This window comes from Streptomyces sp. NPDC002994 (assembly GCF_040611155.1).
Lineage (GTDB): Bacteria > Actinomycetota > Actinomycetes > Streptomycetales > Streptomycetaceae > Streptomyces.
Genome location: NZ_JBEXNQ010000002.1, coordinates 104157 through 126976 on the forward strand (window position 1 = coordinate 104157; position 22820 = coordinate 126976).

The 22820-nt window shown below is 70.9% G+C and carries 21 protein-coding genes and 1 pseudogene; 8 read left to right on the plus strand and 14 right to left on the minus strand.

Annotated features, from left to right (window positions below; all coding sequences use genetic code 11):
* Positions 1 to 22 precede the first annotated feature (22 nt).
* Complete coding sequence (locus ABZX79_RS02450) at positions 23 to 1165, minus strand: glycerophosphodiester phosphodiesterase (RefSeq protein ID WP_355250332.1); 1143 nt, start codon at positions 1163 to 1165, stop codon at positions 23 to 25.
* Positions 1166 to 1402: 237 nt separating this feature from the next.
* On the opposite strand from ABZX79_RS02450, the gene ABZX79_RS02455 reads away from it, so the two are divergent.
* Positions 1403 to 2074, plus strand: a complete 672-nt coding sequence (locus ABZX79_RS02455) for a lysophospholipid acyltransferase family protein (protein ID WP_069929641.1) — start codon at positions 1403 to 1405, stop codon at positions 2072 to 2074.
* 77 nt (positions 2075 to 2151) lie between these two features.
* Here ABZX79_RS02455 and ABZX79_RS02460 read toward each other — a convergent pair whose 3' ends face one another.
* The 6 genes from ABZX79_RS02460 to ABZX79_RS02485 all read right to left on the minus strand — a co-directional run bounded on the left by ABZX79_RS02460 (position 2152) and on the right by ABZX79_RS02485 (position 8808).
* On the minus strand, positions 2152 to 3702 hold the full coding sequence (locus tag ABZX79_RS02460; RefSeq protein WP_355250335.1) for an MFS transporter: 1551 nt from the start codon (positions 3700 to 3702) through the stop codon (positions 2152 to 2154).
* Positions 3699 to 4250, minus strand: coding sequence for a helix-turn-helix domain-containing protein (locus ABZX79_RS02465; protein ID WP_355250338.1), 552 nt, complete (start codon positions 4248 to 4250; stop codon positions 3699 to 3701). Before ABZX79_RS02465 ends, ABZX79_RS02460 begins: the two co-directional genes overlap by 4 nt.
* Before the next feature lie 116 nt (positions 4251 to 4366).
* A complete protein-coding gene (locus ABZX79_RS02470) occupies positions 4367 to 4924 on the minus strand; it encodes a hypothetical protein (RefSeq protein WP_355250341.1) in 558 nt (185 codons plus the stop codon).
* Positions 4925 to 5043: 119 nt separating this feature from the next.
* Complete coding sequence (locus tag ABZX79_RS02475) at positions 5044 to 6015, minus strand: aldo/keto reductase (protein ID WP_355250344.1); 972 nt, start codon at positions 6013 to 6015, stop codon at positions 5044 to 5046.
* Positions 6016 to 6082: 67 nt separating this feature from the next.
* Positions 6083 to 7510 carry an argininosuccinate lyase gene (argH, locus tag ABZX79_RS02480; protein WP_355250347.1) on the minus strand — a complete coding sequence of 476 codons (1428 nt, stop codon included), beginning with the start codon at positions 7508 to 7510 and terminating at the stop codon, positions 6083 to 6085.
* A gap of 101 nt (positions 7511 to 7611) precedes the next feature.
* Entirely contained in the window at positions 7612 to 8808 is a 1197-nt protein-coding gene (locus ABZX79_RS02485; protein ID WP_355250350.1) for an argininosuccinate synthase, read from the minus strand.
* A 339-nt stretch (positions 8809 to 9147) separates the two neighbouring features.
* On the opposite strand from ABZX79_RS02485, the gene ABZX79_RS02490 reads away from it, so the two are divergent.
* From ABZX79_RS02490 to ABZX79_RS02520, 7 genes are all read left to right on the plus strand, one after another.
* Entirely contained in the window at positions 9148 to 9267 is a 120-nt protein-coding gene (locus ABZX79_RS02490; protein WP_355250353.1) for a keywimysin-related RiPP, read from the plus strand.
* Positions 9268 to 9347: 80 nt separating this feature from the next.
* Entirely contained in the window at positions 9348 to 11219 is a 1872-nt protein-coding gene (locus ABZX79_RS02495; RefSeq protein ID WP_355250356.1) for an asparagine synthase-related protein, read from the plus strand.
* A complete protein-coding gene (locus tag ABZX79_RS02500) occupies positions 11216 to 11473 on the plus strand; it encodes a lasso peptide biosynthesis PqqD family chaperone (protein ID WP_355250359.1) in 258 nt (85 codons plus the stop codon). Before ABZX79_RS02495 ends, ABZX79_RS02500 begins: the two co-directional genes overlap by 4 nt.
* Before the next feature lie 31 nt (positions 11474 to 11504).
* Positions 11505 to 11921 (plus strand): lasso peptide biosynthesis B2 protein, encoded by a 417-nt coding sequence (locus ABZX79_RS02505; RefSeq protein WP_355250362.1) that lies wholly within the window; start codon positions 11505 to 11507, stop codon positions 11919 to 11921.
* Between the two features lie 8 nt (positions 11922 to 11929).
* Positions 11930 to 13705 carry an ABC transporter ATP-binding protein gene (locus tag ABZX79_RS02510; RefSeq protein ID WP_355250364.1) on the plus strand — a complete coding sequence of 592 codons (1776 nt, stop codon included), beginning with the start codon at positions 11930 to 11932 and terminating at the stop codon, positions 13703 to 13705.
* Between the two features lie 94 nt (positions 13706 to 13799).
* Positions 13800 to 15158 (plus strand): NAD(P)/FAD-dependent oxidoreductase, encoded by a 1359-nt coding sequence (locus ABZX79_RS02515; protein WP_355250367.1) that lies wholly within the window; start codon positions 13800 to 13802, stop codon positions 15156 to 15158.
* 30 nt (positions 15159 to 15188) lie between these two features.
* Complete coding sequence (locus ABZX79_RS02520) at positions 15189 to 16433, plus strand: hypothetical protein (protein ID WP_355250370.1); 1245 nt, start codon at positions 15189 to 15191, stop codon at positions 16431 to 16433.
* Positions 16434 to 16485: 52 nt separating this feature from the next.
* Here ABZX79_RS02520 and ABZX79_RS02525 read toward each other — a convergent pair whose 3' ends face one another.
* The 7 genes and pseudogenes from ABZX79_RS02525 to ABZX79_RS02555 all read right to left on the minus strand — a co-directional run bounded on the left by ABZX79_RS02525 (position 16486) and on the right by ABZX79_RS02555 (position 22805).
* Complete coding sequence (locus ABZX79_RS02525) at positions 16486 to 17028, minus strand: arginine repressor (protein WP_069929634.1); 543 nt, start codon at positions 17026 to 17028, stop codon at positions 16486 to 16488.
* A 5-nt stretch (positions 17029 to 17033) separates the two neighbouring features.
* Positions 17034 to 18191, minus strand: coding sequence for an acetylornithine transaminase (locus ABZX79_RS02530; RefSeq protein WP_355251021.1), 1158 nt, complete (start codon positions 18189 to 18191; stop codon positions 17034 to 17036).
* 38 nt (positions 18192 to 18229) lie between these two features.
* Positions 18230 to 19138: an acetylglutamate kinase gene (gene argB / locus ABZX79_RS02535; protein WP_355250373.1), complete on the minus strand. Its 909-nt coding sequence runs from the start codon at positions 19136 to 19138 to the stop codon at positions 18230 to 18232.
* Complete coding sequence (gene argJ / locus ABZX79_RS02540; protein ID WP_355250376.1) at positions 19135 to 20289, minus strand: bifunctional glutamate N-acetyltransferase/amino-acid acetyltransferase ArgJ; 1155 nt, start codon at positions 20287 to 20289, stop codon at positions 19135 to 19137. The genes argB and argJ overlap by 4 nt, the downstream gene beginning before the upstream one ends.
* Positions 20286 to 21314: an N-acetyl-gamma-glutamyl-phosphate reductase gene (gene argC, locus ABZX79_RS02545; protein WP_355250379.1), complete on the minus strand. Its 1029-nt coding sequence runs from the start codon at positions 21312 to 21314 to the stop codon at positions 20286 to 20288. Before argC ends, argJ begins: the two co-directional genes overlap by 4 nt.
* 105 nt (positions 21315 to 21419) lie before the next feature.
* A pseudogene (locus tag ABZX79_RS02550) lies at positions 21420 to 21524 on the minus strand (AraC family transcriptional regulator); the annotation flags it as partial.
* Between the two features lie 90 nt (positions 21525 to 21614).
* Positions 21615 to 22805: an MFS transporter gene (locus tag ABZX79_RS02555; protein ID WP_355250381.1), complete on the minus strand. Its 1191-nt coding sequence runs from the start codon at positions 22803 to 22805 to the stop codon at positions 21615 to 21617.
* Between the last annotated feature and the right edge of the window lie 15 nt (positions 22806 to 22820).

Here is a 22820-nt window from a genome sequence, read left to right on the forward strand (position 1 = left end):
GAGATCGGCCCCCTCACCATGGTCAACGGCGTGTGAAGTCCGCCGCCGCCAGCAGCGCCGTGTCCGGGTTGTCGGAGAAGATCCCGTCGATGCCCTGCTCGAAGTACACCTGGAAGGCCCCGAAGGCGTCTCCGTACGCCGCCGGGTCGGTGCCGCGCCTGAAGTCCGCGGGCAGGAAGGTGTTCTCGTTGCGCATCGTGTACGGGTGCAGGATCAGGCCCTGCGCGTGCGCGTCCCGTACCAGCGTCGTCGGCGTGCCGAGCTTGCCCGCCGCGTCCTTGGGGATGATCAGGTCGAGCGTGGGGCCGAGCCCCTGGGCGAAGCCGGCGATCCACTTCAGGCCCTCGGGCCTGACCAGGTCGGCGACCTTGCGCGGGTCGCCCGCCACCTCGAAGTCCCAGGGGCGGGTGCCGGCTCCGGACAGCAGGACGACGCGGGGCGCCGCGACGAGCTCGGCGAGGCGCTGCATGCTGCTGGGCTCGAACGACTGGAGGAAGTTCGGGGAGTTCTTCTTGTGCCGGCCGTACTTGCGCAGCAGCTTGGCGAGCGGCTCTTCGAGGCCGAGGCCGAGGCCGCGGAAGTACGTGGGGTGCTTGGTCTCGACGTGGAGCCAGACCCGCCGGCCGCGGGCCCGTCCCTCCTGCTCGGCCCAGCGCAGTACCTCTTCGAAGGTGGGAATCGTCCAGCGGCCGTCGTAGAGGGTGTTCTCCTGCCGGGTGCCGGGGATGCGCTCCTTGGCACGCAGCGTCTTGAGCTCGGCGAGGGTGAAGTCCTCGGTGAACCAGCCGGTGAGGGAGACGCCGTCGACGGACTTCGTCGTCCTGCGGGACGCGAACTCGGGGTGCGCCGCGACGTCCGTGGTCCCGGTGATGTCGTTCTCGTGGCGGCAGACGAGGTGCCCGTCCTTGGTGGGGACGAGGTCCTGCTCGATGACGTGCGCGCCCATGTCGAGGGCGAGCTGGTACGAGCCGAGCGTGTGTTCGGGGCGGTAGCCACTGGCTCCGCGGTGCGCCACGACGGTCGGTACGGGAAGATCCCGGTACGACGACGAGTCCCCGGCGGCGCTCGCCGTACCCGGCAGGCCGAGGGTGACTCCGCCCGCCCCGAGTACGGCCGCGCCAAGAACCGTGCGCCGCCCGGGGTTTCGCTGTCCGCCCTGTGTCATGAACGCTCCTCTGTCATGTCCCGCACCTGCCAAGAATGAGGGCCCGATCGTAGGCGCCTACGTCTTACGCAGACGAGACCGTGGACGGAACACAGTGGAAACACACGTCAACACTGCGTATCGAAGTGATGAACCCGATGTGCGGTCGGGCGGACACCGCGAGTATCGTCCTCACCTGCACAGACTTCATCCAGAACAGGTCGCCGGCCCGACCCGGCCACGACACCGGAGGAACCGTTGTCCCGTCTCGCGCTCATCAAGGCAGTGCTCGGACCGATCCTGCGCCTGATGTTCCGCCCACAGGTGGAGGGCGCCCAGAACATTCCCGGGACCGGTCCGGTCATCCTGGCGGGCAACCATCTGACGTTCATCGACTCGATGATCATGCCGATCTGCTGCGACCGGCAGGTCTACTACATCGGCAAGGACGAGTACGTCACCGGCAAGGGGCTCAAGGGCCGGCTGATGGCCTGGTTCTTCACCAGCTGCGGCATGATCCCGGTGGACCGGGACGGCGGCCGCGGCGGTGTGGCGGCGCTGATGACCGGCCGCCGGGTCCTCGAAGAGGGCAAGATCTTCTCGATCTACCCGGAGGGCACCCGCTCCCCCGACGGCCGCCTCTACCGCGGCCGTACGGGCATCGCCCGCCTCACGCTGATGACCGGCGCGCCGGTGGTGCCGTTCGCGATGATCGGTACTGACAAGCTCCAGCCGGGCGGCGCGGGCCTCCCGCGCCCCGGCAAGGTGACGGTGCGCTTCGGTGAGCCGATGGAGTTCTCGCGCTACGAGGGCATGGACCGCGACCGCTACGTGCTGCGCGCCGTGACGGACTCGGTGATGGCCGAGGTCATGCGGCTTTCCGGCCAGGAGTACGTCGACATGTATGCCACCAAGGCGAAGGCTGCCTGAGGCGGCGGCTCGTACGTACGACGAAGGGCCGTGCCACCCACCGGTGGCACGGCCCTTCGTCGTACGTACACCGTCCCTCAGTCCAGGTCCTCCACGATGCCCACCGCCAGCTTCTGGCCCCGGAGCATGAACCACGCGGCGACCGCCGTCGCGAACAGCACCACCGAGCCCACCCACGCCGCCGCCTGGAAGCCGTCGGTGAAGGCGTCCTGCGCGGCGGAAATCAGCGCGGCGGCCCGGTCGGCCGGGAGCGCCGCCGCCGACTCCACGGCTCCGCCGAGCGAGTCGTGCGCCGCGTCCGCCACCTCGGCCGGGGTGCCCGCGGGCACATCGAAACCGCGGTAGATGCCGGTCACGATCGAGCCGAGCAGGGCGATGCCGAGCGCCGCGCCCAGTTCGTACGCCGTCTCGGAGACGGCCGACGCGGCTCCTGCCTGTTCCTTGGGGACGCTGGACAGGATGACGTCCGCCGTCACGGTGAAGGCCAGGCCCGCCCCGATGCCGCCGACGATCATGGCCGCGACCAGCATAGGCACGCCGGTGTCCGCCGTGGCGATGGTGCAGGTCAAGAGACCGAGCCCGAGCGCGATCAGACCGCCGGTCACCGCGGTGCGGACCGAGAGCCTGCGCGCGACGTAGCCGGCCGCCAGACCTGCGACCACCGCGCCGGCCGCGGCGGGCAGTTCGATGAGACCCGACTCCAGGGGCGAGCGCTCCTGGACGAGTTGCAGGAACTGCGAGAGGAAGAAGACCAGGCCCGACAGGCCCAGGATGGTCAGCAGGTCGGCGAGGACCGCGCCGGAGAACCCGCGGTGGTGGAACAGGCGCATGTCCAGCAGCGGCGACGGAAGCGTGAGCTGGCGCCGTACGAACCAGAAGAGCCCCGCCACACCGATCACCGCCGTGAGTCCGATGTCCCAGCGGAAACCGTGCGCGGCCGCCTCCTTGACGGCGTACACGACACACACCATGCCGACGAGCGAGAGCGCGACACTCAGCAGGTCCCACGGACCCGGTGACGGGTCCTTCGACTCGGGCAGCAGCTTGATGCCGACGATGACCAGGATCACCATCACGGGCACGTTGATGAGGAAGACCGAGCCCCACCAGAAGTTTTCGAGGAGGAAGCCGCCGACGACCGGGCCGACGGCCGCGCCCGCCGAGGCCGCGGCGCCCCAGACGCCGATGGCGAAGCTGCGTTCCTCCGCGTCGTGGAAGATGTTGCGGATCAGCGCGAGCGTGGAGGGCATCAGCGTCGCACCGGCCACACCGAGCAGCGCGCGGGCGAGGATCATCATCTCGGGGCTGGTCGCGTAGGCGTTCAGCACGGAGACCGCACCGAACGCCACCGCGCCGGTCAGCAGCAGCTTCTTGCGGCCGATGCGGTCGCCGAGGCTGCCCATCGAGACGAGCAGGCCGGCGATGATGAACGAGTAGACGTCACCGATCCACAGCAACTGGGTGCCGGAGGGCTGGAGGTCCTCGCTGAGGAACGGCGTCGCGAGCCCGAGTACCGTCGCGTCGACGGCGACCAGCAGCACAGCGAGGACGAGGACGCCGAGGGCGAGCCAGCGGCCGGGATGGTGGACGGCGTTCCGCGCCATCTGGTGCCGGCCGCTACTGGTCATTGCTCCACGGTCCGACGTGCTCCGCCGAGCAGCAACTCGACGATCATGTACTGGAAGTCCTTGGCCGCGACCCGGCCGTCCTGGACGGCCCACGCGCCGGTGCCGATGAGCCCGTACAGGGCCTCTGTCAGCCAGGCCGGGGTGAGGTCGATCCTGAACGTGCCCTGCTGCTGTCCGCGCCGGAAATGCGCGGACACGCGCGCGTCCAGACGGCCCCATCCCTCGTGCACCTGGGCGCCCTCGAAGAGCTGGTTCTCGGTGACGAGGAAGGCGAGCAGACCGGCGGCGGGCTCGATCTCGGCGACGAGGCGGCGCAGGCCTTCCTCGGCGGGTCCTTCGTCGAGCCGGGCGGCGTCGAGCGCGGCCTCGAACTCGCGGATGCCGAGTTCTTCAAGCGCCTTGACCAGGGCTTCACGCCCGGCGAAGTGGCGATGCAGGGTGGCCCGGCCGATACCGGCCGACTTGGCGACCTCGTCCATGGTCGCGGTCGCCTTGCGGGAGAGGAGGGCGGCCGCGGTGCGGAGCACCTGCTCGCGATCGACAGTCATGAGACAACCATAACCCGAATGAGACATTAATGTCTCGCAAGCTCCCGACGCGCACGGCCTGCACCCCTTCCGGAGCCCGTGCGCGTCGCAGCGCCTTACGCCTCGCTCGCTACGTTCTAGTAGGTGGCCCGGCGCTCACAGTTGGTGGAGATACGGTCGCCGATGTTGCCGGAGGCCGTGTCCGTTCCCCCGCCGCAGCTGGCGGAGTCATTGCCCCCCACGCCGTCCCGGAGGGTGATCGTGTCGTTGCCGCCAGAGGTCTCCACGGTGTCGGCCCCGGTGCCGGCGTCGACCGAGCTGGCGATGTTCACCGCGATGTACGCGGTGTCCGTGCCGTCGCCCAGCTGGGCGCTGATGCGCGTGACCGAGCTTGCCAGGCCGCACACGGCGGCAGTGGGGCTCGCCTGCTGACAGCCCGGACCGGCGTCGATCCCCTCGAGGTCCGTGACCACGAGGACGGTGTTGTTGTTGACGTCCGTCTCAGCAGTGACGGTGAGCTTGTTGTCCTCACCGCTGTACGCGGAGTACTGGACCTGCCCGAAGGCGCGGGTGACGGTGGAGGCGGGACCCGGCTGCTGGGCGGCGGCCGACCCGGCAAGGACCAGGGGCAGTGCCATGCCCATGACGGCAGCCGGGACGGCGACGCGCTTCAGGATGCCGCTCGTGATCTTCATTCTGTTTCTGTCTCCTTCGTGCAAGAGGGCGCCGATCAGCTGCCCGGCGACAGTGAAACAGAGAGTGACCAGTTATGAGCGTATTGTGGCAATGTGTCCCATTTTGACTTTTGAGCGGCTCAGCTCCATGGCAGCTCCGAGCGGTGCTTCCAGTACGTCGCCGGCTCCTCCACCAGCTCCCCCAGCCGGGCCAGATGCCCTTCGTCGAGGTCGACCACCGGGGCGTGCAGATTCGACGCCAGCTGGAGCACGGTCGCCGCTCCCGCCAGGACGACACCCGCCCACGGCAGCCGGAGGATCGCCGCGATGGCGACGGCGTCGCAGGTGGCTTCCGTTTCGCCGGCGACGGCCCGCAGCGCGGGCGGTGCGGCGGGCCCGGCGAGCCTGCCGTTGGCCAGCGCCTCTTTCACGATCACGGTCAGGCCCGCGTCGTGGGCCTCGGCCAGCGCTGCCGCCGCCGAGGTCTCCAGCAGGTTGTACGTCGCCTGGACCGTGCGGAAGAGCGGCTTGCCGTCCACCGTGACGGCGAGCGCCGCCCGGACGGCCTCCGCCTGGGCGGGGCCGCTCGTGGAGATGCCGACCGTGACGCCGTCGGCGGCCAGCTCCGCCAGCCGGGCGTGGAGCGCGGGGTCGGTCAGTGCCGGGCTGTCGGGCGTGACGGAGTGGATCTGGTAGAGGTCGAGGCGGTCGCCCAACAGGGCGGCGGTCTCGGCGTACTGCCGTTCGAAGGCCGCCACGCTGTGGTCCTTGACCTCGTGGACCTCTGCGTCGGTACGCCAGTCGGCGGTGTACGTGTAGCCCCACTTGCTGCCGATCACCACGTCCTGCACGTCGGGCCTGGCGCGCAGCCACTCCGCGAGGAATTCCTCCGCCCGGCCGTACGAGCGTGCGACGTCGAAATAGCGCACGCCCTGCGCGTAAGCGGCGTCCAGCAGTTCGTGGGTGCGCTCGCGCAGGGCGTCGGGGGTGCGGCCGGCGGGCAGATCACGGTCCCGGTCGGGCGTGATGTACCCCGGACGGCCGACGGCCGCGAGGCCGAGTCCGATGTGGGCGGTGGCAGTGGTCGCCGTCGCCAGACGGGCAAAGGGCATCGTGGGCCTCCGCGCGTGTTCGGTCGAGTACGGTCCCTCACTACCGTACTCAACCGGACCGCGCGGTTCAGTTCTTGGCGGTGGCCCAGGCGTGCTGGGTCGCCAAGTCGGCCTTCACCTCGGCGAGCTGGACCGCGACCGCCGAAGGCGCGGTGCCGCCGCGCCCGTTGCGGGAGGCGAGAGCGCCGGCGACGTTCAGGACCGTACGCACCTCGGGGGTGAGGTGCGGGGAGATCTTCGCGAACTGGTCGTCGGTGAGCTGGTCGAGCTCGATGCCGTGCAGCTCGCACTCCTTGACGCACTCACCGGCGACCTCGTGCGCGACGCGGAACGGCACGCCCTGCCGGACCAGCCACTCCGCGATGTCGGTGGCGAGCGAGAAGCCGGCCGGCGCCAGCTCCTCCATGCGCTCGCGGTTGACAGTGAGCGTGGCCATCATGCCGGTGAAGGCGGGCAGCAGGACTTCGAGCGTGTCGCAGGAGTCGAAGACCGGCTCCTTGTCCTCCTGGAGGTCGCGGTTGTACGCGAGCGGGAGCGCCTTCAGCGTCGCCATCAGGCCGGTGAGGTTGCCGATGAGGCGGCCGGACTTGCCGCGCGCGAGCTCGGCGATGTCCGGGTTCTTCTTCTGCGGCATGATCGAGGAGCCGGTGGAGAAGGCGTCGTGGAGGGTGACGAAGGAGAACTCCTTCGTGTTCCAGATGATGATCTCTTCCGCGATCCGGGAGAGATTGACGCCGATCATCGCGGTGATGAAGGCGAACTCGGCGACGAAGTCGCGCGACGCCGTGCCGTCGATGGAGTTGCCCGACGAGCCGTGCTCGAAGCCGAGGTCGGCGGCGACCGCCTCCGGGTCCAGGCCGAGGGACGACCCCGCCAGAGCGCCCGATCCGTACGGCGATACGGCCGTACGCTCGTCCCACTGGCGCAGCCGCTCAGCGTCCCGGGACAGGGACTGGACGTGGGCCAGGACGTGGTGGGCGAAGAGGACCGGCTGGGCGTGCTGGAGGTGCGTACGGCCGGGCATGGCGACGTCCGGGTGCGCCTCGGCGAGGCCGACGAGCGCGTCCTGCAACTCGGCGACGAGGCCGCCGATGACGCGGGCGTGGTCCCGCAGGTACATCCGGAACAGGGTGGCGACCTGGTCGTTGCGGGAGCGGCCGGCGCGCAGCTTGCCGCCGAGGTCGGCGCCGAGGCGCTCCAGGAGGCCGCGTTCCAGGGCGGTGTGGACGTCCTCGTCGGCGATGGTGCCGACGAACGAGCCGTCCGCGACGTCGGCCTCCAGCTGGTCGAGACCGGCGTGCATGCGCTCCAGCTCGTCCTGGGTGAGCAGCCCCGCCTTGTGGAGCACGCGCGCGTGGGCGCGGGAACCGGCGATGTCGTACGGCGCGAGACGCCAGTCGAAGTGGACGGACGCGGACAGCTTGGCCAGGGCCTCGGCCGGTCCGTCGGCGAACCGGCCGCCCCAGAGCCGGACGTCACCGTTGTTGCTGCTCACAGCTACTGCTCCTCAGAGGGTGGGGATGTGCGGCCGCCTCCCCGCCGCGGAGGACGGGAAGGCGGCTTGTAAGGCTACTGACTGGGCAAGGTCACGTCGGGCTACGCCCGCAGATCACGCCGTGCTGCGATCTTCGACGACAGGCCGAAGATCTCGATGAAGCCCTGCGCCTTGGACTGGTCGAACGTGTCGCCCGAGTCGTACGTCGCCAGGTTGAAGTCGTACAGCGACTCGTCGGACTTCCGGCCGGTGACGACGGCGCGGCCGCCGTGCAGGGTCATCCGGATGTCGCCGGTGACGTGCTGGTTGGCCTCGTTGATGAAACCGTCCAGCGCCCGCTTGAGCGGCGAGAACCACAGGCCGTCGTAGACCATTTCGCCCCAGCGCTGCTCGACCTGCCGCTTGTAGCGGGCCAGTTCGCGCTCGACGGTGACGTTCTCCAGCTCCTGGTGGGCGGTGATCAGTGCGATCGCACCCGGAGCCTCGTACACCTCACGGGACTTGATGCCCACGAGCCGGTCCTCGACCATGTCGATCCGGCCGATGCCCTGCGCGCCCGCCCGCTCGTTGAGCTGCTGGATCGCCTGGAGGACGGTGACGGGCTTGCCGTCGATGGCGACCGGGACGCCCTCCTTGAAGGAGATGACGACCTCGTCGGCCTCGCGCGGGAGCGCCGGGTTCGCGGTGTACTCGTAGATGTCCTCGATCGGGGCGTTCCAGATGTCCTCCAGGAAGCCCGTCTCGACGGCGCGCCCGAAGACGTTCTGGTCGATGGAGTACGGGGACTTCTTGGTGGTCGCGATCGGGAGGTTCTTCTCCTCGCAGAAGGCGATCGCCTTGTCACGGGTCATCGCGTAGTCGCGGACCGGGGCGATGCACTTCAGGTGGGGGCCGAGCGCGGAGATGCCGGCCTCGAAGCGGACCTGGTCGTTGCCCTTGCCGGTGCAGCCGTGGGCGACGATCGAGGCGCCGTGCTTGTTGGCGGCGGCGACCAGGTGCTTGACGATGGTCGGCCGCGAGAGGGCGGAGACCAGCGGGTAGCGGTCCATGTAGAGGGCGTTGGCCTTGATCGCGGGGAGGCAGTACTCCTCGGCGAACTCGTCCTTGGCGTCCGCGACCTCGGCTTCGACAGCACCGCAGGCGAGCGCGCGCTTGCGGATGACGTCCAGGTCCTCGCCGCCCTGGCCGACGTCCACGGCAACGGCGATGACCTCGGCGCCCGTCTCCTCGGCGATCCAGCCGATGGCGACGGAGGTGTCCAGTCCGCCTGAGTAGGCGAGTACGACGCGCTCGGTCACGGGTTTCTCCTTACGATGCATGCGGTGATGAGCATAAGTATGCACTCCACCGTATGTTTCGTCAATGCGGCCCCGGGGCGCCTGGCCGTATCTCCTCCGGATGACCGGCCCGGGAGGAGGGTCTAGCCTGGAAGTGCACGGGGTCATCGCGCCCAACTCCACATGGCTGGACCGTCCTCGCCGGTGTGAGGGGTCCATAGCCGGAGAGAAGCCGCTTGACCGGACTGCCGGCGATATCTGCTACGTCCGGATTCCGTGAACCATTCCAGTACGTCCTTTGCGGTCAGCTGATACCGGCCGCTCCCGCATGATCCGGGAAAAGAAAGGAGGTGTACTGAGATGCGCGCATACGAGCGTCCGACGCTGACTCGGCTCGGCTCCTTTGCGAAGGAGACCGGTAAGCCGTTCAGGAAGGGCAAAGGTCCGCCCGACATCCTCATCAAGGGCAACCTCCTCTGAGGTCTGAGGAACCGGGAAATCCGAGAAACCGGCGGCAGGCGCGTGAGCACCCGTCGCCGGCTTGGGTGGAAGGGCGGTGCGTGGTGCCGGGATTCTCCGAACTCGATTCCATTCCTTCCTGGTTCGTCGTACTTCCGGACTGCGACCGCCCGTCAGCCGCCGGCACGGACAACGCGCTGCGGGATCGTGCGGAGCTGACTGTCCCTCACCCCTCAGGACGGCCCTGGCTGATGGGGCGGTGGGGCGAACACGACATGGCTTGCGGGCAGGCGGGCGCCAACAAGCTGGCGGTGCTGGGGGAATTCGACGTAACCGCCGGCCGTCTTGCCGAGGCCGCGGCCCACGTGCGTACGGTCGCCGACGTCGACGCCCTGGCACGCCGGCTCACGGGAAGCTTCCATCTGATCGCGTCGGTGGACGGGCGGGTACGCGCCCAGGGCTCGGTCACCGGCTTCCGGCGGCTGTTCCGGGCCGACATCGACGGCGCCACGGTCGCGTCGGACCGGGCCGATGTACTGGCCCTGCTCGGCGGGACGGGCCTGGACGAGCAGCGGCTCGCCCTTCATCTCCTGGACCCGCCCGTGCTCCATCCGCTCACGTACGGCCCGGTGTGGCGGGACGTGGGCTTCGTGGCGCCCGACAGCTACCTGGTGCTCGACGCCGACGGGCGGTCGCGCCAGGTCCGGTGGTGGTTTCCGCCCGAACCCGAACTGCCGTTGGCCGAAGGCGCCGCAGCGCTCCGGCATGCGTTGACAACGGCCGTGGGGGTCCGGACCGGTGGGCGCGAGCTGGTCAGCAGCGATCTGAGCGGTCTGGACTCGACGTCGCTGTGCTGCCTGGCGGCCCGGGACGGCCCGCAGGTGATCGCGTGCACCGCCGCCAGCCCGGATCCGCTCGACGACGACGTGCAGTGGGCGCAGTTCACAGCGGCCGCGATCGGCCGCATCGAGCACCACATCATCCCGGCCGACGAGATGCCGCTGATCTATCACGGGCTGCTGGACATGAACGAGCCGCTGGACGAACTGCTGGACGAGCCCTGTGGGGGCATAGCGGACTACGCCCGGTGGCTCACCATCGCCGACCGGGCCGCCGATCACGGATCGCGGCTGCACCTGACCGGCTTCGGCGGTGACGAGACGCTGGGCTGCGCCACATCACATCTGCGTACGCTGCTGCGCCGGCGCCCGGTGACGGCCCTGCTCCAACTGCGCGGGTTCGCCGCCAAGTACGGGTGGCCGCGCGGCCAGATGCTCAGGCAGCTGTGCGACGGCACTCCGTACGGCAGGTGGCTGAACGGAGCCGCGGACCGGCTCACCACACCACCGCCGCCCGACACGGCCCCCGCGCTCGACTGGGGCCCGACGCCGCGGCTGGCCCCGTGGGTCACCCCGGACGCGGCCGACGCCGTACGGGAACTGATCCGGAGCGAGGCCGCGAACGCGCGGCCGCTCGGGCCGCGGGGGCTGCATGACGACCTGGTCGGGATACGTGACTCGGCCCGTCCCGTCCGCCAGATCAGCCGGCTCGCCGCCCGGATCGGACTCACACTCTCGGCGCCCTACTACGACGACCGCGTGCTCGAAGCGGCGCTCGCGGTGCGGCGCGAGGAGAAGCGCCCCCCATGGGGGTACAAGCCGCTGATCCAGGAGGCGATGCGCGGCGTCGTTCCCGGCCGGACCCTCGGCCGGCAGGTCAAATCCGGCGGCACCTGCGACCTGGACGCCGCGCTGCGACGCAACCGCGCGGAGCTGCTGGCCCTGTTCGAGGACTCCCGCCTGGGCCGGACCGGCCTGATCGACGCGGCCGCGCTGCGCAAGCTGTGCACCGGACCGCTGCGGCAACACCCCTACGACCTGCACGACGCGCTCTACCAGGCGGTGGCCTGCGAAATCTGGCTGCGTACCTGGGAGCGGGCCGCCACCCACCCGAAAGCGGGAGCGATGCCATGACACTCAAGCTGCGTACGGGCGTTTCCTGTGCCGACACCGAGTACGGGATCGCGCTGCTCGACGAGGACAGCGGCGAGTACTGGGAACTGAACCCCACCGGCGCCCAGGTCGTACGGACGCTGATGGCCGGCGGCACCTCCGAGGATGCGGTGCGGCAGCTGACCGGTGCCTGCGACGTCGATGACGCGAGCGCGCGTGAGGACGTGCAGGATCTGATCGAGGCGCTCAGCTCGTCCGGGCTGGTGGAACGGTAGCCCCCAGAGACCGCAGTAGAGGAGATTTCCGGTGCCCCTTCCTCAAGCTGTCGCTCACAAGCCTCGCGCGGTGCCCCTGGCGCGCCGGGTTCAGGCGCTCCTTGTCGTGGGCCTTGCCCGGCTGCTGGCCCACCGCCCCCCACGACGTATCCGCGCGGTGCTCGGCCGGGTGAGCAACGGTGCCCGGCCGGCGAGTTACGGCGAGACCGAGGCGGCCCGGGACGCGGTGGTCGCGGTCAGCCTCACCTGCGCGGCGCCCGAGGGCTGCCTGCCCCGGTCGCTGGCCACCGCCATGCTGTGCCGCCTGCACGGGCAGTGGCCCACCTGGTGCGTGGGGGCGCGGCGGATACCGCCGTTCGCGGCGCACGCCTGGGTGGAGGCCGAGGGCGTACCGGTCGGTGAGGGCCATCCGCCCGACTACTTCCGGGCCTTCTTCACCGTGCCATGAGCCGTGACATGAACCGCCTGACCGGACCGCGCCAGGTCCTGCGCGTGCTCCGTGGGCACCGGCGGTGGATCGCCGGCGCTGTGGGGCTCACGCTGGTCGCCTCGGCCCTGGGCCTGGCCCAGCCGCTGGTGGTCAGGCGAGTGATCGAGTCGTCCGGAGCGGGATCGGGCATCGCGGGATCCGTCGGTCTGCTGATCACGCTGTTCGTCGCCCAGGCACTGGTGCAGGCGGTGGCGGGCTACGTCCTCGCGCGCACCGGCGAAGGCGTGGTGCTCGGCATCCGCCTCAACCTCATCGACCGCCTGCTGCGGCTGCCCATGAGGACGTACGACCGGCACCGGACAGGGGACCTGATCTCACGCGCCGGTACCGACAGCACAGCCCTGCGCCTGCTCATAGCCGAAGGTTTCACCGACGCGGTGACCGGCACCATCGGCCTGCTCGGTGTGGTCGCCCTGATGGTGTGGCTCGACTGGGCCCTCTTCCTCATCGTCATCACGCTGATCGTCCTCGGTGGGCTGACCGTCATCTCGGTGCTGCGCGGGATCGCACGCGCCTCGCACGTCGCCCAGCAGGCCACGGGCTCGATGACCGCGGAGCTGGAGCGGGCTCTGGGTGCCATCCGGACCGTACGGGCCAGCCGGGCCGAACGGCGGGAGGCCGAGCGCATCGGAGCGGAGGCCAGGTCCGCCTTTTCCGCGAGCGTACGGGTGGGAAAGCTCGACGCGGTGGTCGCACCGGTCATCGAACTGACCGTCCACGGCTCCTTCCTGGTGGTCCTGCTCATCGGCGGCGTACGGGTGGCCGGGCAGGGCGGTTCGGTCGCGGATCTGGCCGCTTTCCTGCTCTACATGCTCTATCTGGTGGGGCCGGTCGGCGCGGTCTTCCAGGCGGTGAGCACCATGCAGCAGGGCGCGGGCGCGCTGCGGCGGATCACCGAGATCCTCGACCTGCCGGAAGAGCCGGACTCCGCGCCCCTGCGCGGCGCCGCCCCGTCGGGGGAGGGCGGCCCCCGCCCTCCGGTTCTGGAGTTCAGGGACGTGTGGTTCGGCTACGACCCGCGCAGGCCGGTGCTGCGCGGCGTTTCCTTCCAGGTGCCGGAGCGCGGCCATGTCGCCCTGATCGGCAGCTCCGGCGTCGGCAAATCCACCGTCTTCGCCCTCGCCGAGCGCTTCTACGACCCGGACCACGGCCTGGTCCTGTTCGAAGGCGGCGACGTACGGACCCTCAGCCGCGCCCAGCACCGCGCGCGGATCGGCCTCGTCGAGCAGCACGCCCCGGTGCTGTACGGCACCCTGCGGGAGAACCTGCTGTACGCCGCCCCGGAGGCCGGGGCGGACGAACTCGCCCGGGTGGTGGAGCTGGCCCAGCTGACGGAGCTGGCGTCCCGGCTGCCACGCGGTCTCGACACCGACGCCGGGGAGCACGGCATGGCGCTCTCGGGCGGCGAGCGCATGCGCATCGCCATCGCCCGCTCCCTCCTCACCCGGCCCAGCCTGCTGCTGCTCGACGAGCCGACCGCCCACCTGGACGCCGTCAACGAGGCGGCTCTTCGCCGGTCGATCCGGCAGACCTCCACGGAATGCGCGCTGCTGGTCATCGCTCACCGGTTCTCGACCATCCGGGCCGCGGATCTGATCGTCGTGCTCGACGCGGGCGAGGTGGTCGCCGCGGGAAGCCATGCGGAGCTGATGGAAACCAGCGACCACTACCGGTTCCTGTGCCGCGCCCAGCAGGCGGAGGGCCCCGTCGCGGACGCCGTCCGCGCAGGCCGGCGCGGCTGACGGCCCCGAATGCCCCCGCCGACGCGCGGCCGCCGGCTCCGGCATCGAAGGTAGGACGAGCAGCTGTCGGTAACCGTAGGGAGCAGTGTTCACCATGACGCGACCGAAGATCCTCGTGGTCGGCGCGGGTTTCGCCGGGGTCGAGTGCCTCCAGCGACTGGAACGCAAGCTGTCTCCCGGCGAGGCCGAGCTCGTACTGGTGTCCCCGTCCGACTACCAGCTCTACCTCCCGCTGCTGCCGCATGTGGCGGCCGGAGTCCTCACCCCCCAGTCGGTCGCGGTGTCCCTGCGCCGCCGGCTGCGCCGCACCCGGATCTGTCCCGGCGGCGCCATCGGCATCGACGCCGACGCCAAGGTGTGCGTCATCAGGAAGATCACTGGAGAGGTGATGACCGAGCCGTACGACCAGCTCGTCCTCGCCGCCGGAAGCACCACCCGCACCTTCGACATCCCGGGCCTGCGCGACCACGGGCGCGGCATGAAGTCCCTGGCCGAGGCGGCGCATCTGCGCGACCACGTCATCGCCCAGCTCGACATCGCCGCCGCCACGACCGACGCCGCACAGCGCGCGGCGCGGCTGCGGTTCGTGGTGGTCGGCGGCGGCTACGCCGGCACCGAGACCGCCGCCTGCCTGCAGCGCCTCACCTCCGCCGCGGTCGGGCGCTACCCGAATCTGGACCGTACGCAGATCAAGTGGCATCTGGTGGACGTGGCCCCGCGGCTACTGCCCGAACTGGGCGAGAAGCTGGGCGAGAAGGCCATGGCGATGCTGCGCTACCGGGGCATCGAGTTCTCGCTGGGCACGTCGGTCGCCTCCGTCGACGCGACAGCCGTCAAGCTCACCGACGGCCGTACGCTGCCGTCGCACACCCTGATCTGGACCGCCGGAGTCGCCGCGAGCCCGCTGGTGGCCACGCTGGGAGCGGAGACGGTACGCGGCCGGCTCGCCGCCACGCCGCAGCTGACGGTCCCCGGCTTCGACGGCCTGTTCGCGGCGGGCGACGCGGCCGCCGTCCCCGACGTCGCGAAGGGCGGCGACGCGCTGTGCCCGCCGACCGCGCAGCACGCCCAGCGCCAGGGCAAGGTCCTCGCCGACAACATCATCGCCCGGCTGCGCGGCATGCCGCTGAAGCCGTACGTCCACAAGGACCTCGGCCTGGTCGTGGACCTCGGCGGCCGGGACGCGGTCTCCAAGCCCCTGGGCATGGAGCTGCACGGCCTCCCCGCCCAGGCCGTGGCCCGCGGTTACCACCTGTTCGCCCTGCCCACCATGACCGCCAGGACCCGGGTCATGACCAACTGGACGCTCAACGCGGTCGCCGGCGACGACTTCGTCCGTACGGACTTCCAGGCCCGGCGGGCGGGCACGCTCCAGGACTTCGAGAACACCTCGGTGTACCTGACGCCGGACCAGGTTCGGGAGCACAGCAGGCCGTTGGCGGCCAAGGCGTAGCGCTTGGCCGTCCAGCCTTACGATCGGCCGGTGAACGCAGAAGACGAGACGGCCCGCAGAGCCATTGCCGGGCTCGACCGCGACGAGAAGTCCATAGGCACGCTGCTCGACATCCATGACCCGCGGGCCTGGCTGGCCCTGGATCTCGGAGTCCGTGCGATCGGCCTGAGTTGGTACGACAGGCTCCCCTCGGACTCTCGGATCCTCCACGCCGCGACCAGGGGCGAGTGGGCGCTCGGCGTCGCGCTGTGCCATCCGGACGGCCGGATCCGTGAGGCCGCTCTGCGTTCGGTGACCGTGTCCCCCGCGTTGCTCCCCCTGATGGCGGTCCGCTGCGCGGACTGGGCTGCTCCGGTACGGGAGCGGGCACGGGGCCTGTTGCGGGCGGCGCTGCCCGGCCTGTCACCCGAGACTCTGACCATCCTCACCGCTGTGGCGCTCCGCGTGGCCGGCCGGAGCCATGGCGGCCCGGTGCGCGACCTGGTCGAAGAAGCGCTGCTCCGGGCCCCGGACGAGACCATTGAGGCTCTCCTCACCAGTGGCGACCGCGCCACGCGGCGCCTGGGCCTCGGCATCGCGCTGGACCGGGGGCTGTTCAGTGCGCTGCGGCTCGCGCGTACAGCCGCCAAGGACAGCGATGTGGTGATCCAGGATCTGTGCGCGTCGGCGGCGATCGCGGCGCTGCCGGGCGCCGGTGACGGGGAGAGCGAGATCATCGGCCTGCTGCTCGGGTCGCGCCAGCCGCGGGTGCGGTCCGCGGGGGTCACCGCGCTCAACCGGCTCGACCGGCCGGGCGAGGCGGCGCCGTTCCTCGCCGACCGGTCGACGCTCGTACGGGCATGTGCGCGGTGGGTGCTGCGCCGGCACGGCACCGACCCGCTCCCGCTGTACCGCGCGATGTGCGCCGACGTACCGGAGAGGCATCCGGCGGCCGCCGCAGGACTCGGCGAATGCGGTACGCGGGCGGACGCCGCCGTGCTGTGGCCGCTGATCAACCACCCCAGCCCGCCGGTACGCGCCCACGCCGTCGCGGGGCTGCGCACGCTCGACGTGGTGGCCACCGACCGCATCACCGGGCTGATCGACGACCCGTCACCGGCGGTCGTACGAGAGGTCACCCGGGCTCTGCTGCCGTCCGCCGACCGCCTGCCGCAGGAGTGGCTCCAGGAGCGCCGGGCGGCGTGGCAGCCGCGCCATGTGCGCGTGGCGGCGGACCGGCTGCTCCGTGCGCGGGAGCGTATGCTGCCGCACCCCTCCAGCCCCTCCGGCGTTTGAGGAGCGGCGTCTGGGGCAGCGCCCCGGTTCGGGCAGGGCACAGCCCGGGCTACTAACGGTCGTTCTGGGCCAGGCGCAGGAGGTGGTCGGCCAGCGCCTGGCCGCCCGCCGGGTCGCGGCTGATCAGGAGCAGCGTGTCGTCGCCCGCGATCGTGCCGAGGATCGCGTTCAGCTCGGCCTGGTCGATGGCCGAGGCCAGGAACTGGGCGGCGCCCGGCGGCGTACGCAGCACAACGAGGTTGGCCGAGGCCTCGGCGGAGATCAGCAGCTCCCCGGAGAGGCGCCGCATGCGCTCCTCCTTGGCGGACTCGCCCAGCGGCGCGTGCGGCGTGCGGAAACCGCCCTCGCTCGGCACGGCGTAGATCAGCTCGCCACCGGTGTTGCGGATCTTCACCGCGCCCAGTTCGTCGAGGTCGCGGGAGAGCGTCGCCTGGGTGACGCTCAGCCCGTCGTCGGCGAGGAGCTTGGCGAGCTGGCTCTGCGAGCGCACCGGCTGCCGGTTCAGGATGTCCACGATCCGGCGGTGCCTGGCAGTGCGGGTCTGCGGCACTGCCTGGCCGCCGTGCTCGTTGTCCTGCGCCTGCGCCTCGGTCATCTGTGTCATTCTCCGGATCGTCGGTCCCCGTGTGCGGTGTCAAGAACGCCGGGCAGGGCCCGGAGGAACGCTTCCACCTCTTCGTCTCCGATGAGAAACGCCGGCATGAGCCGTACGACATCGGGGGCGGGCGCGTTCACCAGGAGACCGGCGTCCTGAGCCGCCTGCTGCACCTGCGGAGCAAGGGACTCGGTGAGCACGATACCCAGGAGCAGACCCGCACCACGGACGTGGGAGACAAGCGGGTGCCCGAGTGACTCGATTCCGTCGCGCAGCTTCTCCCCGATCCGCTTCACGTGGTCGAGGAGTCCGTCTGCCGCGATGGTGTCCAGTACGGCGAGTCCGGCGGCGCACGCGACGGGGTTCCCGCCGAAGGTCGTGCCGTGCTGGCCGGGCTTGAGCAGGTCGGCGGCGTCGCCGAAGGCGATCGTCGCGCCGATCGGCAGCCCGCCGCCGAGTCCCTTGGCGAGGGTGACGATGTCGGGGTCGACGCCGTCGTGCCCCTGGTGTTCGAACCAGCGGCCCGTGCGCCCGATGCCCGTCTGGATCTCGTCGAGGACGAGCAGGGTGCCGGTGGCGCGGGTGATCTCGCGCGCGGCCTTCAGGTAGTCCTCGGGCGGGACGACGACGCCGATCTCGCCCTGGATGGGCTCAATGATCAGCAGTGCGGTGTCGGTGGTGACGGCCGCCCGCAGGGCCTCGACGTCGCCGAACGGCACGTGCGTGACGTCACCGGGGAGCGGCAGGAAGGGTGCCTGCTTGGCGGGCTGTCCGGTGAGGGCGAGGGCGCCCATGGTGCGGCCGTGGAAGCCGCCCTCGGTGGCGACCATGTGCGTACGGCCGGTGAGGCGCCCGATCTTGAAGGCGGCTTCGTTGGCCTCGGCGCCGGAGTTGGAGAAGAACACGCGGCCGGGGCGGCCGGAGATCTGGATCAGCCGCTCGGCGAGTGCGACGGGCGGCTCGGCGATGAAGAGGTTCGAGACATGACCGAGGGAGGCGACCTGGCGGGAGACGGCTTCGACGATCGCGGGGTGCGCGTGGCCGAGGGCGTTCACGGCGATGCCTCCGACGAAGTCGGTGTACTCCTTGCCGTCGGCGTCCCACACCTTCGCGCCCTGGCCGCGTACGAGCGACAGCTTGGGCGTGCCGTAGTTGTCCGTCATGACGGACTGCCAGCGCTGTGTCAGCTCCTGGTTCGCGGTCACTTCGTCGTTCCCCCTTCGTGCTCGTCGGGCACGACCATCGTGCCGATGCCCTCGTCGGTGAAGATCTCCAGCAGGATCGAGTGCTGCACGCGGCCGTCGATCACGCGGGCGGTGTTGACCCCGTTGCGTACGGCGTGCAGGCAGCCCTCCATCTTGGGGACCATGCCGCTGGAGAGCTCGGGCAGCAGCTTCTCCAGCTCCCTGGCGGTGAGCCGGCTGATCACTTCGTCGCTGTTCGGCCAGTCCTCGTACAGGCCCTCCACGTCGGTCAGCACCATCAGCGTCTCCGCCCCGAGCGCGGCGGCGAGCGCGGCCGCCGCCGTGTCGGCGTTCACGTTGAACACGTGATGGTCGTCGGCGCTGCGGGCGATGGACGAGACGACCGGGATACGTCCGTCGTCGAGCAGGGCCTGGATGGCGCCGGTGTCGATGGCGGTGATCTCGCCGACCCGCCCGATGTCGACGGACTCGCCGTCGATCCGCGGGTAGTGCTGGGTGGCGGTGATGGTGTGCGCGTCCTCGCCGGTCATGCCGACGGCGAGGGGCCCGTGCTGGTTGAGCAGCCCGACGAGCTCGCGCTGCACCTGGCCGGCCAGGACCATGCGTACGACGTCCATGGCCTCCGGGGTGGTGACCCTGAGCCCCGCCTTGAACTCGCTCACCAGGCCGTGCCGGTCGAGCTGCGCGCTGATCTGCGGACCGCCGCCGTGCACGACGACCGGCTTGAGGCCGGCGTGCCGCAGGAAGACGACGTCCTGGGCGAAGGCGGCCTTCAGGTCCTCGTCGATCATGGCGTTGCCGCCGAACTTGATGACGACGGTCCGGCCGTGGTGGCGCGTGAGCCAGGGCAGCGCCTCGACGAGGATCTGCGCCTTGGGCAGTGCGGTGTGCTTGCGGGTGCTCATGAGCTGTACGCGCTGTTCTCGTGGACGTAGTCCGCGGTGAGGTCGTTGGCCCAGATGACGGCCGACTCGCTGCCGGCGGCCAGGTCCGCGGTGATCTTGACCTCGCGGTAGCGCATGTCGACGAGGTCGCGGTCGTCGCCGACGCTGCCGTTCCGGCAGACCCAGACGCCGTTGATGGCGACGTTGAGCTCGTCGGGCTCGAAGGTGGCCCGCGTGGTGCCGATCGCTGACAGCACCCGTCCCCAGTTCGGGTCCTCGCCGTGGATGGCGCACTTGAGGAGGTTGTTACGGGCGATGGAGCGGCCCACCTCGACGGCGTCGTCCTCGGTCGCGGCGTTGATGACCTCGATCCGGATGTCCTTGCTGGCCCCCTCGGCGTCACCGATGAGCTGGCGGGCGAGGTCGTCGCAGACGGTGCGTACGGCGGCGGCGAAGTCGTCGTACGCCGGTGTCACCCCGGCCGCGCCGGACGCCAGCAGCAGCACGGTGTCGTTCGTCGACATGCAGCCGTCGGAGTCGACGCGGTCGAAGGTGAGGCGGGTGGCGTCGCGCAGCGCCTTGTCGAGTACGTCCGCTTCGACGTCGGCGTCGGTGGTCAGCACGACGAGCATGGTGGCCAGGCCGGGTGCGAGCATGCCCGCGCCCTTGGCCATGCCGCCGACGGTCCAGCCTTCGCCGCCCGCGACAGCCGTCTTGTGGACGGTGTCGGTGGTCTTGATGGCGATGGCGGCCTTCTCGCCGCCGTGCGCCGAGAGCTCGGTGGCGGCCTTCTCGATGCCGGGCAGGAGCTTGTCCATGGGGAGGTTGATGCCGATGAGGCCGGTGGAGGCGATGGCGATCTCACCGGCGCTGTGCCCTTCGAGGACCTGCGCGGCCTTCTCGGCGGTGGCGTGGGCGTCCTGGAAGCCCTTGGGGCCCGTACAGGCGTTGGCGCCGCCGGAGTTGAGGACGACGGCGGAGATCCGGCCACCCTTGACGACCTGCTCGGACCACAGGACCGGGGCGGCCTTCACGCGGTTGGAGGTGAAGACGCCCGCGGCGGCCAGGCGGGGTCCGTTGTTGACCACGAGGGCCAGGTCGGGGTTGCCGCTGTCCTTGATCCCCGCGGCGATGCCCGCCGCGGTGAATCCCTTCGGTGCCGTGACGCTCACGGAGCCACTCCTGTCGTGGAAAGACCTGTGTCCTCGGGGAGTCCGAGGGCGATGTTCATACTCTGCACCGCACCGCCGGCGGTGCCCTTGGTGAGGTTGTCGATGGCGCTGATCACGATGACGCGGCCGGCGCTCTCGTCGTACGCGACCTGGATCTGGACGGCGTTGGAGCCGTACACGGAGGCGGTCGCGGGCCACTGCCCCTCCGGGAGGAGGTGCACGAACGGCTCGTCGGCGTACGCCTTCTCATAAGCTTCCCGCACGCCCGCCGCCGTCACGCCCGGCTTCGCCTTCGCGCTGCACGTGGCGAGGATGCCGCGGGACATGGGCGCCAGCGTGGGCGTGAAGGAGACGGTGACGCGCTCCCCGGCGGCGGCGCTGAGGTTCTGGATCATTTCGGGGGTGTGGCGGTGGCCGCCACCGACGCCGTACGGCGACATGGAGCCCATCACCTCGCTGCCGAGCAGATGCGGCTTGAGCGCCTTGCCCGCGCCGGAGGTGCCGGTGGCGGCGACGATCACGGCGTCGGGCTCCGCGAGCCGGTCGGCGTAGGCCGGGAAGAGGGCGAGCGAGACGGCGGTCGGGTAGCAGCCCGGCACCGCGATGCGCTTCGAGCCTTCGAGCGCGGCGCGGGCGCCGGGGAGCTCGGGGAGGCCGTACGGCCAGGTCCCGGCGTGGGGCGAACCGTAGAACCGGTCCCAGTCGGCCGCGTTCTGGAGCCGGAAGTCGGCGCCCATGTCGACGACGAGCACGTCGTCGCCGAGTTGCTCGGCCACGGCGGCGGACTGGCCGTGCGGGAGCGCCAGGAACACGACATCGTGCCCGGCGAGCACCTCGGCGGTGGTCGGCTCCAGCACGCGGCCGGCCAGCGGCAGCAGATGCGGCTGGAGGGAGCCCAGTCGCTGCCCCGCGTTGGAATGGCCGGTCAGGGCGCCGATCTCCACGCCGGGGTGGGCGAGGAGCAGGCGGAGCAATTCCCCGCCCGCGTATCCACTCGCCCCTGCGACTGCTGCACGTACCACCATCGAGTCCTCCTCGTCGATGGCATGACTATACGCAACACCGCAGTTTTATGCAACGATGCCCGCGCCTGCCGGTGTTCGCTCGCTACGGCGCCGATCGTGGTGCCGGGCTCGCGGGGGCTGCCCGACGAGGGCGGTGAAGCACCGGGCCAGAGCCGCCCGGGACACGCCCGTCCTGGCTGCCAGTGCTTCGACGGTCCCAGGATGAGCGGGGCGTGGGCCACCCGACCGTATCGCGAGCGGGCTCCTCAATCGTCGCTACCTGCGTGCGGGCGCCGTGCGGGTCACGGCGTCCGCAGGTGCTCATGTCCTCGCCCGTGCCGGCCGCCGGAGCAAGTAGACGGCCGCGGTCGACACGAGGACGGCCATGCACGCGATGAACACCAGCCCCGCCCCCTCCAGGCCGATCGGACCCGCCAGAACTCCCACCCCGATCACCGGCACCGAGATACCCGCGTACGCCACCACGAACAGCGTCGAGACCACGGACGCGCGACGGTCCGGGGGCGACGCCTCGGCCACCGCGGACAGCGCCCCGCGAAAGGCCAGCCCCTGCCCGCCCCCGCCGACAAGCGCGCTCAGCACCACCAGCGGCAGCAGGTCCCACCGCAGCGCGCCCGCGAGCAGCGCCAGCCCGGCCAGCAGCCCGGCGCAGCCCAGCGGCAGCGATCGCCCCACCCCGACCCGGCCTACCGCCAGCTGCCCCGCGGTCGAGGCGAAGAAGGCCAGCGCGACGACCAGCCCGCTCACGGCGTGGTTGTGCACGTCCAGGGACTGCGCGAGGAACGCCGGACTGACCGACGTGAACACCCCGAACAACGCGAACCCCACGAACGAGGCGATCGCCGCCGGCCCGAACACCGCCCGCACCTGCGAGGGCAGGCCGGGCCGCTGCGGCCGTACGGTACTCAGCGGCCGCCGCTCGCGTACGGTCTCCGACAGCCACAGCAGGACGGCGGCCGAGCAGGCCACCAGTGCGAGGTGTACGGCGAACGGCAGATACAGCGGCCAGGCGGCGTACTGTGCGAGCACTCCGGCGAGCAGTGGACCGCAGCCCAGCCCGCCCATGTTGGCGGCGGTCGCCACGAACGTGGCCCGGGAGAGGCCGCCGTGCGGCGCCGACTCGATCACGTACACCGTGGCGGCCCCGGTGAACAGGCCGGCGGACAGCCCCGACAAGAGCCGCCCGGCATAAAGCCAATCCAGCCCGTCGGCGCTCAGGAAGCAGACGGCGCTCGCCGCCGCGCATCCCAGGCCCACCAGCAGGACCGGCCGCCTGCCCACGGCGTCCGAGGCGTTGCCCGCCAGGAGCAGCACGCCGATGACCCCGAAGGCGTACACGGCGTACACGACGGTCACCATCAGCTCGGAGAAACCGAACTTCTCCTGGTAGAGGGGGTAGAGCGGCGTCGGCAGCGTGGTACCGGCCATGCACACGGCGAACACCGCCCCGCCGAGCAAACACTGCCGCCACCCTCGGCGATCACCGTCCATGGCGCCGACGGTAAC